The sequence below is a fragment of the Muricoccus pecuniae genome, from assembly GCF_014199205.1.
Taxonomy (GTDB): domain Bacteria; phylum Pseudomonadota; class Alphaproteobacteria; order Acetobacterales; family Acetobacteraceae; genus Roseomonas; species Roseomonas pecuniae.
Genome location: NZ_JACIJD010000044.1, coordinates 1 through 14,499, shown reverse-complemented (window position 1 = coordinate 14,499; position 14,499 = coordinate 1). Strand labels below are relative to the sequence as shown.

The window sequence follows — 14,499 nt, the reverse complement described above, 5'->3', positions numbered from 1 at the left end:
CCGCGGCGCGCGGCCTTGGCCCGGTCGCGCCCTACTTCATCGACGTGGACGCGACACCTAACCCGGGCGGTTATCCCGTCGGCGGTTTGACGGTGGTCGCCTTCCGCAACAGCCATCTCGTCTACGCGTTGACATGGTTTGGGCTGGCGGCGCTCTGCCTGGGCGGGCTCTGGATTCTGAGGACAGGACGCGCCGAGGAGGAGCGGGCCTGATGGATACCCCACTTCTAGCACTGACCCGCCGCGGACGGTTCGCACTGCAGCCGAAATCGGCGCCGGACGCGATCGCGACTGAGAACATGCGGCAGCTGATCCAGCTGCGCTGGTTGGCTGTTGCCGGCCAGCTGTTCACCATCACCGTCGTGCACTTCGGGATAGGCGTGTCGCTGCCAGTGGGAGCGCTGCTTGGGGTGGTGGGGCTGCTCGCCCTGGCGAACCTGGCCAGCACGCTCATGCTCGGCCACCATCGCGTGACCGATCTCGAATTCCTGCTCGCACTGCTTTTCGACGTCAGCACGCTGACCACGCAACTCTACCTGACGGGCGGAGCCGACAACCCATTCACTGCCCTCTACCTCGTCCAGGTCGTGCTCGGCGGGATCCTGCTCAGGACAGGGCTGGTCTGGATCTTGGTCCTGGTCACGACGGGCTGCTTCGCCCTCCTGAGTTACCGGCAGCGCCCGCTGGCATTTCCGCCGGGGCTGCTGGGCGAGGTCACCGATCTCTACACGCTGGGCCGCTGGCTGAGCTTCGCGCTGGTAGCGATGCTGCTGGCGCTGTTCATCGCTCGCATCAGCAGGAACCTCCGCGCGCGCGAGAGCTATCTGGCCGCCATGCGTCAGCACGCGGCCGAGGAGGATCACATCGTCCGCATGGGTTTGTTCGCCTCGGGGGCCGCGCACGAGCTCGGCACTCCTCTCGCCTCGCTCTCCGTGATCCTCAGCGACTGGCAGCGCATGCCCAGGCTTGCATCGGACCCCGAGCTGATGGGCGAGCTGCGGGAGATGCAGGCCGAGGTGCAGCGCTGCAAATCGATCGTGACCGACATCCTCCACTCGGCCGGTCAGCCCAGGAGTGAGATGATGGGGAGCATGGATGTCTGCCACTTCATTGAGGAAGTGGCGAGGTCGTGGCGTTCCGCGCACCCCGCCGTACCCTTGGACCAGAGATGCGCCGTGACAGACGGCGCGACGGTGGTGACCGATCCGGCCCTGCGTCAGGCGGTTTGGAACCTGCTTGAGAACGCGGCGGACGTGTCTCCACGGCAGGTCCACCTCTCGGCCGCCCGGAGCGGCGACATGCTGGTTCTAACAGTGCGTGACCACGGCCCGGGCTTCCCACCAGAGATGCTGCGTCACTTTGGCCAGCCCCACCGGTCCAGCAAGGGCGCAGGCCACGGCGTAGGCCTTTTCCTGGTGGTCACGGTGGCGCGGCGCCTCGGCGGCCGGGTGGAGACCACCAATTTCCCCGACGGTGGGGCCGAGGTCCGGCTCGTTCTCCCGCTCGCACCCGTACACGGAACGGAGGCCTGAGGTGGAGTATGCGCGCTCGCTCGTCATTGTGGAGGATGACGCGACCTTCGCCCGTGCGTTGCAACGCTCCTTTGAGCGGCGCGGCTACCGCGTCCAGCTCGCGGCGGGACCGGAGGACCTGGACGTCCTGCTGGATAGGGACATACCGGGATTCGCCGTAGTGGACCTCAAGCTCAAGGCCGCCTCGGGCTTGCCCTGTGTGCAGATGCTGCACGCGCGCGACCCGGCCATGCGCATTGTCGTGCTGACCGGCTTCGCCAGCATCACTACGGCGGTGGAAGCTATCAAGCTTGGCGCCTGCCACTACCTCGCCAAGCCGTCCAACACGGACGACATCGAGGCTGCCTTTGAGAGAGTGACCGGGAACCCGGATGTCGCCGTGACCAACCGCTCCACAGCCTCAATCAGAACGCTGGAATGGGAGAGGATCAACGAGATGCTGGTCGAGACGGGATTTAACATTTCGGAGACAGCCCGCCGTCTCGGCATGCACCGTCGTACGCTGGCCAGGAAGTTGGAAAAGCGCGTCATCCCGTGAAGAGAAGAGGTCCGTTCCTGCTTAGCCACGAACTCGCTCCCCCCTCCCGCTACAGGCGCCGCGGTCGCGCCGAGGCCGGAAGCCTGTGGCTTGGGCGTAAGGGGAGCGATCCCAGGAGGACCGAATTGCCGAGCTCGCCTCCGAACCCACCACGACTTTTGATATTGATCTTTGGTTAAGATTTCGCGGCAGGGAAGTCGGGTTCCTACCTGCTGGTATTCTGTTGAACTGGCCAGTCACCCTTCGGGCTACAGTACTATGCCCGGTTCGGCGCCCGCAGCTTCACCCCAGCCCCACCGCCGGTTTTTTACAGCGAACTCAACGCCCGCCACCTCCAACTCGGTATGGACGGCGGCGGCGCAGCCACCCATGAGGGGGCCGGTGCGACGGGTACTAAGCGCTCAGGAAAAATCAGGCTGGGGACCTCTGAGCCGATCTTCCTCTAACGCCGCAAGGTGATCTTTCTGGACCTGAAGCAATGTCCGATGGCTCTCCAGAAGGATCAGGCCGGTGATGACGCCCTCCCCGCAGTTGGCCCACCCGAGGAGAGTGATTGCCTTGATACGCGCAGCAATCCTCTCCTCTGTTTCCCTGATCTGGCGTCGAGCCAACTCCAACTGTGCTTCCGTTGGGCACATAATCTCAATTCGCGTAGCTCTTTTATGCCGCAGGCCCGCTGCTTTGGCTGCTGCGGATCAGCTGCCCCGCTCCTGGCTCTTCAGCCGTTGGATGCAAGCATAGCAGCTTCGAGCTGAGCGCCCCATCCTCTCTCCAGCCCCACTTTCGGCGATAAACTCGACGTCCACGGAATCTGAAGTGGGTGGGCGCCGAGCTAGATTACGCAGGCGGACCTCCCGACCTTGCGCCTCTAGCCTCGATAAATCGCCGCAGGTCACCCAGCGTGTCCATCACCTCCGCCACCCAGAGCCCGTCGTCGTCCAACGGTTCAACGACCCGCGGTAGGACTTGGCTGGCAGGCTGGCGTATCTGCAGGCGGCGCAGGCCCTGCCAATTCACCGCGATACTCAGGCTGCCCACCGCTCCTGCCACGAAACCGAAGCTCAAACTGCCGAGCTCCGTATGGTAGGACATCTGGCCGGTATTGGCGTGAATGAGCCGGGCAAGATCGACGGCCATAGCGGCCAGTTGTGCCAGGCCCTCCGCAACACAATCCGGCTCGGGTGTCACCTCACATCACCATCGTCAAAGGGCGCCGAGGGCGAGCGCCATAGCTGCGAGCAACAGCCATAATGGCACGGCATCATCGAACACGATCACGGTGCCGATTCTGGCGCTACAGACAGCGATGCAGGTCAGGGCCAGCCAGGGAGGCAGGAGGCTGATCACCTCAGGCTGGCTCGCGGCTGATGTTCGCACGCCACCGGCAGAACTCGTCCAAAAGCGATGCAATCACCCGTGGCGATGAGGCCTCTCCACGTCCCAGGATCGCACCGTCGTCGGCAAACACGTAAACGTACCTGCCATCTACCTCGACAAAGCGGGATTCGCAGCCGGCGTAGGGCGGTTGCGGGAAGCGCTTGGATGACCGTGCCATGCTTTCTCGACACCTCGCTCTAGGCTCCAAGAACAAGGCGGGTAGGAGGGCCGCCGCCAGGCTAAGGGCGTGACACCATTAACATACGTCTATTCACACGCATCTGCCGGTTGATCAAAAATGTTGGAGGCCAAACCATCTCGGTTTGCCCAATGGGACTATCTGGCTCCAGGCATCCCTCAACTCGGTCAGGTCCATCCGATCAAACGCGAACCGATCGTATCTGGCAACGAGACGTGCACCCTCCCTTGGGTGGGCCCTTCCAACGTAAGAGCATCAGTATGGGGGATCGCTCGGCGCCCGCTTCAGTGGACCATGCCAGATCGGTGGACGTAAACGTGGCCTGGAACTACCGGCGCTACAGTCATGGCCCGGCGCTGCTGATGCTGGAGGAGGAGGCGCAGCGGGCGCGGTGCGAACAAAGGCCGGGATCAGGTCACCAGTGGGAAGGAGATCGCAAAGCCGGTGCCCACCAGCAGCTTCTCCCGTTCGATCCGGCCGCTCAACTGCTGAGCGAGGCGTTCGATCAGTTCTGACCCCGACCCGCCTGCACGCGGCGACCCCATGCCTACACCGTTGTCACGCACCTGGAGGCAGCCTTCGCCCTGTTCCGTGGTCCTGAACATTACCTTGATCTTGCCGCTCCGCCCTTCCGGGAAGGCGTACTTCAGCGCGTTCGTCACCAGCTCGTTCACAATGAGGGCGAGCGCGACGGCCTCCTCGTGCGGCAGCTCGATGGGAACCAAATCTGTCTCGATCCAGACATCTTCCCGGCGCTGCGCCAAGTTCCCGCAGAGGGACCGAAAATACTCGGCCAATTCGACCTTCCCTCCCCCTCCATTCGGCATAAGCTGGTCGTGAGCGATGCTGATGGCCGCGACCCGGTTCATGAGATGGTCGAAGCCTCGCCTGGACTGCTCGTCCGTCTGCTTGCGCTTCTGCATCACCAGCATGGCAAGGACGAGTTGAAGGTCGTTCTTGCTGCGGTGCCTCAGCTCCGCAAGCAGCGTTCGCTCCTTGGCTAGGGCGAGAGTGGCGTGGGCGGCTGCTTCGGCGGCCTGGATCAGCCCCAATTTGCCGTGCAGGGCCAAGCCGAGCGTATTAGCCAAGCCGGACAAAAACTGCGTGTCATCCACCCCGAAGTGCCGAGGTACGTTACTGTCCACCTCAAGGACGCCCCAGCCGCTTCCATCAAGGATGATAGGCACGTTCAGAGCTGAGACGATGCCATGCTCGTGGTCCTGACCCCGGAAACTGGTCCGGCCGGGGCGCAAGTTTTTCGGGCACTGTAAGCCCCTGAGGAGGGGGCGGTGCCATGAAGCAGAAACGGTACACAAACGAGCAGATCTCCTTTGCCCTGAGGCAGGCGGAGAGCGGCACGGCGGTCGCCGAGATCTGCCGCAAGCTCGGCATCTCGGAGCCGACCTTCTACCGGTGGAAGAAGCAGTTTGCCGGGATGGGGACGGCGGAGATCCGACGACTGAAGCAGTTGGAGGAAGAGAATGCCAAGCTCAAGCGGCTGGTCGCCGATCTGAGCCTGGACAAGACCATGCTGCAGGATGTGCTGCGTAGAAAATGGTGAGGCCCGCGGTTCGTCGAGAGGTGGTGCGCCATCTGCAGGGCGCCTACGCCATCGGTGAACGGCGGGCCTGCTACGCGACAGGGTTCCACCGCTCGTCGCAACGCTACCGCTCGCGGCGAGACCCGCAGACGGAGCTGCGGATGCGGCTGCGCGACCTGGCCGCGGCGAGGGTGCGGTATGGCTACCGGCGCCTGCACGTGCTGCTGCGGCGTGAGGGGTGGCCGGTGAACCACATGGCCTAATCGCATCTGGGAGGGGAGTAGGCTCCGTCCCAGTTCCACACGCTGGAGGATGCGATGATGCTCTACGTCGGTCTGGATGTGTCGCAGAAGGAGACGGAAATCTGCATCGTCGATGCGGAGGGCCGTCGTACCTGGCGCGGCAAGTGCCCCTCGCGGCCCGACGCTATTGCTGAGGTGCTGGGGCAGCGGGCGCCGGGCGCCATCAAAGTCGGTATGGAGAGCGGGCCGCTTGCCATCTGGTTGTGGCATGGCCTGAAGGCCCTGGGCGTCCCGATTGAGTGCCTGCATGCCCGCCATGTCGCCGCGGCCTTGTCGCTGCAGGTCAACAAGACCGATACCAACGACGCTCATGGCATCGCTCAGGTGGTCCGCTCGGGCTGGTACCGGCCGGTGGCGGTCAAGAGCATGCAGAGCTGCCGGGTACGGGCCATCCTCGCGGCACGGCGTCAGCTCGTCGAGGTGCGGACAGGCCTCTACAACCAGATCCGCGGCTTGCTGAAGACCTTCGGCGTCGTCCTGGGGGCGGGGACCGGAGGGACGTTCGAGCGGGCTGTGGACGCTGAGTGTCCGGATGATCCGATGGTACGCGACGCGATAGGTGCCCTGGTATGTGCCTGGAAGGCCGCGGGCGAGCAGAAGGTCGCACTTGAGCGGCAGCTTGTGAGGATCGCGCGTGACCAAGACGTCTGCCGCCGTCTGGCGACGGTCCCGGGAGTAGGCGCGATCACGTCACTGACCTTCGTGACGGCGCTCGATGATCCCACCCGGTTTCGGCGCTCCTGCGATGTTGGGGCCTATCTCGGGCTCACGCCGAAGCGTTACCAATCCGGCGAGGTCGACCTGGCCGGACGCATCTCGAAGGCAGGGGACCGCACGGCGCGCAGCCTTCTGTTCGAGGCGGCGAACGCGCTGATGACGCGCGTGCGCAAGGACTGCGCCCTTCGAAGCTGGGGCCTGAGCCTGGCCAAGCGGATCGGCAGCCGCAAAGCCAAGGTGGCCGTCGCCCGCAAGCTGGCCACGATCCTGCACCGCATCTGGCTGGACGGCACCGAGTTCGAGGCCGTACCGGCCCACTGAGCTCTCGTCTACCGGGCGAGGGACGTCCCAGCCGGGACGCTGGCCAGGTCACCCCGAGTTTGCTTGTGCGGCCCGAACGGGAGCGCGTGAATCACATCGGGGGACCAGCTGGCGAGGGCCATGATGAGGCGAGCTCGTCTCGACCTCGAAGACGACAAGGTCCGCGGCACAGGGATGTCCATCGGAAAGGAAGGTTGACCGCGATTAGACGACAAGCGTACCTACCGGCTGTACGCTGAGGAGGGCCTGGCGATCCGCTCCAAGCTGCCCCGCCGCAAGCGGGCCTGGCGCTACCGGCAAGGGCGTCCAGGGGCGGCAGCGCCGAACGAGATCTGGGCGATGGACTTCATGTCCGACCAGCTGTTCGACGGGCGCCCGATCCGGATCCTGACGGTGGTGGACATCCACACGCGAGAGGGGCTCTCGACTGCGGATTCCGGCGATGTCGGCATCCTGTTCCGACGCGATGTCGGCAGGTGATTCCGGATGATGTCGGCATGGGTGGCCGCTCGTCACCGGGCTGATGGTTGTCTTCATCGGGTGTGCGGTTCGGGTCAAGCCTCGATCGGTTTGGAGGACAGCTTTCGGCGCAGGCTGTCGCCGCGCAGATGGACGCGATGGGCATTGTGGACGAGGCGGTCGAGGATGGCATCGGCCAGGGTTGGATTGCCGGTGATCAGGTCGTGCCAGCGGTCGACGGGGACCTGGCTGGTGATCAGCGTGGCGCCACGGCCGTAGCGGTCCTCGACCAGTTCTAGCAGGTCGCGCCCCTGCTCTGGCCCGAGCGGCTCGAGGCCCCAGTCGTCCAGAATGAGTAGCTTCACCGCGCCGAGGGTGCGCATCAGCCGGGCATGCCGGCCATCGCCGCGGGCCAGGCCGAGATCGGCAAACAGCCGTGGCACCCGCTGGTAGAGCACGGAGTGGTTGTCGCGGCAGGCCTTCTGGCCAAGGGCACAGGCCAGCCAGGACTTCCCGACGCCGGTCGGCCCCTCGATGATCAGGTTCTCCCGCGCCTCGATCCAGCCGCCGAGCGTCAGCTTCTGGAACAGGGCGCGGTCGAGGCCGCGGCTGGAGCGCCAGTCGATGTCCTCGACGCTGGCCTGGTGGCGCAGCTTGGCGAACCGCAGCCGGGCCTTGAGCCGACGGTCGTGCCGGTCGGCGATCTCGCGGTCGAGCAGCAGGCCGAGCCACTCGGCCGGCGCCAGCTCGCCGCCCTGGGCTTGGGCAGAGAGATCCTCGAAGGCTCTCGCCATGCCGGCGAGGCCAAGCTGGCGCAGCTGGTCGAGGGTGGGGTGGGTCAGCATGGGCTGTTTCTCCTCAATGGTAGTAGCCGGAGCCCCGGATGTTCGGGTGCAGCAGGGGCAGCTCGTCGCCCTCCCGCGGCCGGCGTGGCGCCGGCTGGCGGTCGAGGCCGTGCTGCAGGATCGATTGGATGGAGCCGTAGGACCGGGCGCCGATCTCCAGGCCGCGGCCGCAGGCCGCCTCCAGCCGCTCCTGCCCGTAGGTCCGCAGCAGCCGCAGAATGCCCAGGCAGGCGCGGAACCCCTGCTCCGGGTGGGGGCGACTCTCGAGGATAATCGCCGTCAGCGCCGCGGTGGCCGGGCCAATGGCGGCCGCCTCGCGGCCGATCCGCTCGATGGTCCATTCGGCATGGCGCCGGTGCGCCTGCGGCATGTGCTCCGGCAGGGTGGTATGCCGGCCGCGCAGCCCGCCACGGACATGGACGGCGACGCGCTCGCCCTTGTGGAACAGCTCCACCGTCCGGGCCGTGACGCGGGCCTCCACCTGCTGGCGCAGCAGCCGGTGCGGCGCCGAGTAGTAGTGGCCCTCGACATCGACATGATAGTCGAGCCCGACCCGGCGGATGCGCCACTCGGCATAGACGAACGGCTCGGATGGCAGGGCCGCCAGGGCGGGCTGGTCCAGCTCCTCGAACAGCTGGCGGCGGCTGACCCCGAGCCGGCGCATCGGCCGGGTGTTCAGGTCAGCCAACAGGCCGGAGATGGCCGCGTTCAGCGCCGTGAGCGAGGCGAACCGCTGGTGCCGCAGCCGCGCCAGGATCCAGCGCTCGACCACCAGCACCCCGGCCTCGACCTTGGCTTTGTCACGCGGCCGGCGCACCCGCGTCGGCAGGATCGCCGTGCCGTAATGGGCCGCCAGGTCGACGTAGGTCGGGTTGAGCCCGGGCTCGTACCAGTTGGCCCGCAGCACGCCTGCCCGCAGGTTGTCAGGCACGATCTGCCGCGGCACCCCGCCGAGGAACTCCAGCGCCCGCACATGGGCGCCAATCCAATCCGGCAGCCCTTGGGTCCACACCGCCTCAGCATAGGTGTAGCTCGACGCCCCCAGCACAGCCACGAACACCTGCGCCGCGCGCACCTCTCCGGTGGCGGCATCGATCACCTCCACCGTCTGCCCGGCAAAGTCGACGAACAGCCGCTCGCCTGCCGGATGGGCCTGCCGCATCGTCGGCGACAGTCTGCCCTCCCAGCCCCGGTAGAGCTCGCACCAGCGGCTGTACTGGTACCCGCCTGGGGTGGCGGCCCGGTACTCGTCCCACAGCAGCATCAGCGTCACGCCAGGCCGGCGCAGCTCCCGGTGCACCTCCGCCCAGTCGGGCTCCGCCTTGCGCCGCAGTCCGCCAACCGCTCCGCCGCCGGCGAACAGCAGCGCCTCCAGCGCGCCGTCCGTCAGCGTCACCGGCAGCGGCCAGGTCAGGCCAGCCGCGGCCGCCCGGTCCAGGCACAGCCGCGCCGTACTGCGCGCCACCCCAACCGCAAGGCCGATCGCCCGGTCGGAGGCGCCCGCCTCATACTTCAGCCGCAGAATCTCTCGGACTCGTCGCATCGACACTCTCTCGGCTGGCATCCAGGCTCCCCCTCGCATCCAGCGAGAAGGGAGACCCGGGCCTCGCCCAGCGGTCGAGCAACCACCCACCCCAACAGGGGTGCCGACTTCAAATCGGAATGGCCGACTTCATCCCGGAATCAGGTGCCGACTTCAAATCGGAATCAGGTGCCGACTTGCTCCGGAATCCGCACTCTCGACACATCCGAGAGCCAACTTCAGGGCGGCTCAGGTGGTCGAGGTCCTGGATCAGCTCGTGCGCGCTCGGGGCAAGCCGAAGAGCCTGAGGGTTGATAATGGCCCGGAGTTCGCCGGTCGCCTGCTCGACCACTGGGCCTACCTGAACGGGGTGGAGACCGACTTCTCGCGCCCCGGCAAACCCACGGACAACGCGTTCATCGAGGCGTTCAACGCCCGGCTCCGGGCCGAGTGCCTGAACGCCTCGTGGTTCCTGTCCCTGGCCGACGCCAGGACCCGCATCGAGGAATGGAGGTGCCAATACAACGAGGAGAGACCCCACTCAGCGCTTGGGAACTTGACCCCGAGCGCCTTCGCCAACCAAGCTCAACCAGCCCGAGAACTTGCATAGAGCCCGGACCAAAGTTGGGGCGCAGACCATCGCCAGGATCCACTAAGATTTTGGCCGGACCTCCTCGTGGGGGCTGGTCACTCGCGCAGAACGGGTGGGTGGCGGAATTCAGGATCGTTCGGCAGGTCGTCGATCACGACGGGTTCGCGGGTTTGCAACGCCCGACCGGGTGCGGATGCGATGTCCGTGCCGAGGGTGACATGCCCCACCACACCTGACTTCCACCCGACGCCTGCCACGACCAGCAGATCACCTGTTTCAGGTCGGAAACGCATGATCTTGGAATGGGCAATGCCGATCCCACGCACTGCCTGAACACAGGCGAGCTGTAGAAGGCGGTCAATGCTACTGGCCTGGGGCGCTATCCGACCGAAGTCGGTCAGGATCTCCTGATAACGGCGGACACGCGCCATCTGCGGGTCGCCAGAGAAGGCGGCTTCCAGAGCCATTAAGGTTCACCCAGGGATCGTTCCGGTCCGCCTTACTGCAAGTTCAGGATCGCGTCGCCGCCCAGATCCGCAGCTTACATTAAGTTAAGGGGCGCTACCCCCGCCGTCCTCGGCTCCCTCCGCTGCCGGGAACTCGACTAGAGGGGCGGCGGCGTCAGCTTCAGACCCTCTCCTCAGCGGCGCTCCGAGCCGGTACTCAACTCCCTCGGGCAGCAGGGAGAGGCTGGCGTCTCCTTTTAGCTGACGCGGCAGGCCCTTTTCCAAGAGGCGCGATCCAAAGCCGGAGTGGGTGGCGGGACGTACCTCGGGACCACCGCGCTCCCGCCATTGGAACTCCAGCCAGGGCGTATCTCTAGGGCTTCTCTCGTCGCGCACTCGCCAGGTGATCTCGACGCGTCCGCTGTCCGCCGAAAGAGCGCCGTACTTGATTGCGTTGGTGCAGAGCTCGTGCAGGGCAAGCACCAGGGCCTGCGCCTGGTAAGGATCGAGCTGCACACCCTGTGGACCGGTGACCGAGATGCGGCTATCGGCGCGCCAGGGAGCGAGGGCAGCTCTCACGGCAGCATCCACATCGACGCCTTCCCAGTCAGCCTCGGTCAGGAGGTCATGAGCCTGCGCCAAGGTCTGCAGCCGCCCCGTGAGACTCTGGGCGAAGCGCTCGGGGTTGCCGTCCGTCCCGCGCAGGGTCAGGAATGTCAGCGACTGCACGGTGGCGAGCAGGTTCTTGACTCGGTGGTTCAGCTCTCCGACCAAGAGCTCCCGTCGGCGTGCGGCCTCACGCAGACCCGCTGCCGCCTCCTCTGCGGCGGTTGCGCGCCCTTCCGCCGCACCTTGGGCGCGGAGCGCGGAAACCGAGCGCCACAGCGCCTGTCGCAACGCTTCCACCTCCGCGATGCGCTCGGGTTCCACCGAGGTCGGGACCCCGCCCTGGGCCAGGCTGTCCGCGTCGCGCGCGAGGGCCTGCAACGGCCTCAGGAGCTTCCTGGCAATGAGAAGGGCAAGCAGGGCGGCCACGGCGGCCAGCAAGGCGCAACCGGCCGCGTAGCGCAGGGCCGGGCCGCGCCACTGCCCCACATAGGGGTCGAAAGGCGTGACCACGGCGACCACCCAGGAAGGGGCGCGCTCGAGGCGCTCGAAGGCGAGCAGGCCCCGGTGCCCGGCCAGCGACTGGTTCCCACGCACCAGCCCCTGGCTCTGGTTGCTGGTTGCCTCAACGTACCAGGGAGGCGAGACCTGGTTCAGAAATCTCTCATGCTCGGACGACCGGGCCATGACCCGGTTATTGCCGTCGGTCAGGACGACGAAGCCGCCCCGCTCCTCGAAGTGCTGACGCTCCAACAAGGCGGCAAGGCGGTTGGGGCTGAAAGCCAGGAGCAGTACCCGTCGCTTTTCCTCTGGAGCCCCGGCCATCCCAGGGTCGAGTGGCTGGAAGGTGGAGATCACGGGCCTGCCCGCGGTGGTGACCCTATACCCGAAACTGGTCCGGCTCCCGGGAGAGCCTTCCGACCTCTTCAGGAGCCATTTCGGGCTTCCTGGGCAGCAAACTCAAGGGGCGTCATGTGCCCCAGAGCACTGTGAGGCCGGGACGCATTATAGTCCCTCCTCCAGGCTTCGATCTTGCTCCTGGCGTCCTCCAGCGACAAGAACCAATGCGTGTCCAGACATTCGTCCCGGAGCCGCCCGTTGAAGGATTCAATGAAGCCGTTGTCGGTCGGCTTGCCCGGCCGGGAGAAGTCGAGCGTCACGCCGCGCTCATAGGCCCAGCGGTCCAGCACCTTCGAGACGAACTCCGGTCCGTAGCACATCGGGAAGGTTGAACCGGGTCTGGGATCGATCCGGTTCAAAGGCGGCCACGACCGGCCAGCGAGCCTCCACAGTGATGGTGTCCAGCCACATGGAGAGGAGCCAACCGGCCATGACCAGGTCCCAGCCTACACCCCCTGCTGCTGTCCTTGTCGCCATCGACGTCGCCAAGCTCAGGAACGAGGTGCTGATCGAGGTGCCCGAGGCTCGGCGGCGCCGCAGGATGACGGTGACCAACACCCGCCCCGAGCACGACCGGCTGGTGGCCGCACTGAACGCCCTGGAGCGCCCGGTGACCGTCGGCCTGGAGCCGACCGGCCACTACCACCGCCCGCTCGCCTGGCGGCTGGTGCAGGCCGGCTTCGACGTGCGGCTGATCTCCTCGGTCGCCCTGGCCCGCACGCGCGAGGCGCTCCACAACGGCTGGGACAAGAACGATCCCAAGGACGCCCAGGTGATCCTGCACATGCTCCGGATCGGAGCCGCCAAGCCCTACCACGACCCGCTGGAACACGGGATCAACGACATCCAGGAGCTGTCGATGACGCATGAGGTGGTGTCAAAGGCCAAGACCGAGGCGCTCCACCGCATCCAGACCCACTACCTGCCCCTGTACTTCCCCGAGGTCGACCGCTTCCGGAACAACACCCGCAGCGACTGGTTCTTCGCTCTCCTCGAGCGCTTCCCTGTGCCAAGCAGCATCACCGCCCTCAGCAAGGAGGCCTTCATCGCAGCCGCCTGGGACCTCGTCGGCCGCAAGGTCGCCAAGGCGCGCCTGCTCGGCGACATCTACGACACCGCCCAGACCTCCATCGCCCTGCCGATCCCGCCCGAGGCACCTGCCATCACCATGTTCCGCCTCGTCATCGCCGAGGCACGGCACCTGATTGCGCAGCGCGACACCATCGAGCGGCTCGCCGGCGAGCTGCTGGGCGAGCACGCCGACTTCCGCCGCCTGCAGCAGGTGCCCGGCATCGGGCCGATCAACGCGCTTGCCATTCTCGCCGAGGCCGGCGACCTGCGCCGGTTCGGGCATCACCGCCAGTTCCTGAAGTTCTGCGGCCTGGATCTCGCGACCCACCAGTCCGGCGGGTTCCGCGGCAAGACGAAGCTGTCCAAGCGCGGCAACGCCCGCCTGCGCCGGACGCTCTGGATGGCCGCCCAGGTCGCCATCCGCCAGCGGGAGAACGGCTTCCGCGCCAAGTTCGAGCGCTATGTCGCCAAGGACCGGGACGACCCGGACCTCCGGCGCAAGGCGTTCACTGCCATCACCGCCAAGATGGCCCGCGTGGTCCACGCGATCATCAAAGGCGGTGTCGACTACCGGCCCTTCGTCGAGGGACCGGTGCCAGGTGGAAGAACCCCTCTCTGTCGGAGCCGTGAGGGCGCATCCGCGACCCTGTAGATAATGTTCGGGTCTTCCACCTGGGTCTGCATCTCGTCTCGAGGACGGTGAGGGCCGCGGTGGCACCGGCAAGCGTGCGGGTGCCACCGGCGAACCCTGTGTTTGCTATGGTCGAGAGCTCCCCCATCACGGTGGAGGCCACCTGGTTTTGTGTTGCTGCGCGTTCTGACGTCAGTGCAAGCTGGCGATGGAGACTTGTTGGCCAAACCGTCCCGCGCCTTCTCGATCTAGGACGTTATCTACCCTGATCAGTCCCGGTGCGCCGCGCTGGGCCGCCACTTCCTCCACGACCTGCGCCACATGCTCGCCGCGGATGCTGCCGTCCACGACGATCGCGAGCGCCTCGCGGGTAAAGTTGTCGACCAGCGTCAGAGCCCGGATCCGGCGCCCGTCGAACAGCGCGTCCGACACGAAGTCCATCGACCAGTGCTGGTTCGCCCGCGTGGCGGCCTCTCGCTCCGTCCGGCGTGCGGCCGTAACGTGCCGCCTGGGCCGCTTGCGCCGTAAGCTCAGCCCCTCCAGGCGGTACAGCCGGTAAACGCGCTTGCGGTTCACCCGCCAACCTTCGCGCTGGAGCAGGACGTGAATGCGCGGATATCCGTAGCGAACCCGAACCGCCGCGATCTCGCAGATCCGCATCCGCAAGTGCGCCTGGCCGTCCCGGCGAGCGCGATAGCGCTGGGAAGAGCGGTGGAAGCGCAGCGCCGCGCAGCCCCGCCGCTCGCTCACCCCGAACACGTCCTGCACGTGGCGGACGAGCTCGCGCCGGCGACCAGGCGTCAGAGTTTTATGGGATGGCCCGCCCCTCAGTCCTGCTGGCGTAGGCTGGCCGGGCAACCGGGGCGTGAGGGAGCTGACCCATGACGGAGATTGCGGTTCTC

11 protein-coding genes and 5 pseudogenes are annotated in these 14,499 nt (G+C 66.4%); 8 read left to right on the top strand and 8 right to left on the bottom strand.

The features are described from left to right. The 3 genes from FHS87_RS22320 to FHS87_RS22310 all read left to right on the top strand — a co-directional run. Positions 1 to 212 (top strand): SURF1 family cytochrome oxidase biogenesis protein (locus FHS87_RS22320; RefSeq protein ID WP_281394591.1); only part of this gene is annotated, 212 nt, incomplete at its 5' end. Then, the gene (locus FHS87_RS22315) at positions 212 to 1,531 is read left to right on the top strand and encodes an ATP-binding protein (protein WP_184521816.1); all 1,320 of its coding nucleotides are present in this window, start codon (positions 212 to 214) and stop codon (positions 1,529 to 1,531) included. The genes FHS87_RS22320 and FHS87_RS22315, both read left to right, overlap by 1 nt. Position 1,532: 1 nt before the next feature. Beyond that, on the top strand, positions 1,533 to 2,069 hold the full coding sequence (locus FHS87_RS22310) for a response regulator transcription factor (RefSeq protein ID WP_184521813.1): 537 nt from the start codon (positions 1,533 to 1,535) through the stop codon (positions 2,067 to 2,069). 837 nt (positions 2,070 to 2,906) lie between these two features. On the opposite strand, the gene FHS87_RS22305 is transcribed toward FHS87_RS22310, so the two are convergent. Both FHS87_RS22305 and FHS87_RS24380 read right to left on the bottom strand, forming a co-directional pair. Next, on the bottom strand, positions 2,907 to 3,257 hold the full coding sequence (locus FHS87_RS22305; protein WP_184521810.1) for a hypothetical protein: 351 nt from the start codon (positions 3,255 to 3,257) through the stop codon (positions 2,907 to 2,909). 798 nt (positions 3,258 to 4,055) lie between these two features. Further along, the gene (locus FHS87_RS24380; protein WP_184521807.1) at positions 4,056 to 4,898 is read right to left on the bottom strand and encodes a histidine kinase dimerization/phosphoacceptor domain -containing protein; all 843 of its coding nucleotides are present in this window, start codon (positions 4,896 to 4,898) and stop codon (positions 4,056 to 4,058) included. Positions 4,899 to 4,939: 41 nt separating this feature from the next. Here FHS87_RS24380 and FHS87_RS22295 point away from each other — a divergent pair. The 3 genes and pseudogenes from FHS87_RS22295 to FHS87_RS24055 form a co-directional block, all read left to right on the top strand. After that, positions 4,940 to 5,439 (top strand): annotated as a pseudogene (locus FHS87_RS22295) (transposase); the annotation flags it as partial. 63 nt (positions 5,440 to 5,502) lie between these two features. Then, positions 5,503 to 6,525: an IS110 family RNA-guided transposase gene (locus FHS87_RS22290; RefSeq protein ID WP_184521804.1), complete on the top strand. Its 1,023-nt coding sequence runs from the start codon at positions 5,503 to 5,505 to the stop codon at positions 6,523 to 6,525. 204 nt (positions 6,526 to 6,729) lie between these two features. Then, positions 6,730 to 6,951 (top strand): annotated as a pseudogene (locus FHS87_RS24055) (IS3 family transposase); the annotation flags it as partial. 128 nt (positions 6,952 to 7,079) lie between these two features. Here the strand turns inward: FHS87_RS24055 and istB are convergent. Together istB and istA are read right to left on the bottom strand one after the other, a co-directional pair. Beyond that, a complete protein-coding gene (istB, locus tag FHS87_RS22280; RefSeq protein ID WP_184521798.1) occupies positions 7,080 to 7,829 on the bottom strand; it encodes an IS21-like element helper ATPase IstB in 750 nt (249 codons plus the stop codon). Between the two features lie 13 nt (positions 7,830 to 7,842). Beyond that, the gene (istA, locus tag FHS87_RS22275) at positions 7,843 to 9,372 is read right to left on the bottom strand and encodes an IS21 family transposase (protein WP_184521795.1); all 1,530 of its coding nucleotides are present in this window, start codon (positions 9,370 to 9,372) and stop codon (positions 7,843 to 7,845) included. Positions 9,373 to 9,562: 190 nt separating this feature from the next. Between istA and FHS87_RS22270 the strand changes: the two are divergent. Then, positions 9,563 to 9,961, top strand: a pseudogene (locus FHS87_RS22270) (integrase core domain-containing protein); the annotation flags it as partial. Positions 9,962 to 10,038: 77 nt separating this feature from the next. Here the strand turns inward: FHS87_RS22270 and FHS87_RS22265 are convergent. The 3 genes and pseudogenes from FHS87_RS22265 to FHS87_RS22255 all read right to left on the bottom strand — a co-directional run. Then, a complete protein-coding gene (locus tag FHS87_RS22265; RefSeq protein ID WP_184521791.1) occupies positions 10,039 to 10,410 on the bottom strand; it encodes a GAF domain-containing protein in 372 nt (123 codons plus the stop codon). Between the two features lie 84 nt (positions 10,411 to 10,494). Further along, entirely contained in the window at positions 10,495 to 11,853 is a 1,359-nt protein-coding gene (locus FHS87_RS22260) for a sensor histidine kinase (protein WP_184521788.1), read from the bottom strand. Positions 11,854 to 11,921: 68 nt separating this feature from the next. After that, positions 11,922 to 12,206: pseudogene (locus tag FHS87_RS22255) on the bottom strand (integrase core domain-containing protein); the annotation flags it as partial. A gap of 119 nt (positions 12,207 to 12,325) precedes the next feature. Between FHS87_RS22255 and FHS87_RS22250 the strand changes: the two are divergent. Next, the gene (locus FHS87_RS22250; protein WP_184521785.1) at positions 12,326 to 13,618 is read left to right on the top strand and encodes an IS110 family RNA-guided transposase; all 1,293 of its coding nucleotides are present in this window, start codon (positions 12,326 to 12,328) and stop codon (positions 13,616 to 13,618) included. Between the two features lie 234 nt (positions 13,619 to 13,852). Here the strand turns inward: FHS87_RS22250 and FHS87_RS22245 are convergent. Continuing rightward, positions 13,853 to 14,407: pseudogene (locus tag FHS87_RS22245) on the bottom strand (DDE-type integrase/transposase/recombinase); the annotation flags it as partial. Positions 14,408 to 14,499 lie beyond the last annotated feature (92 nt).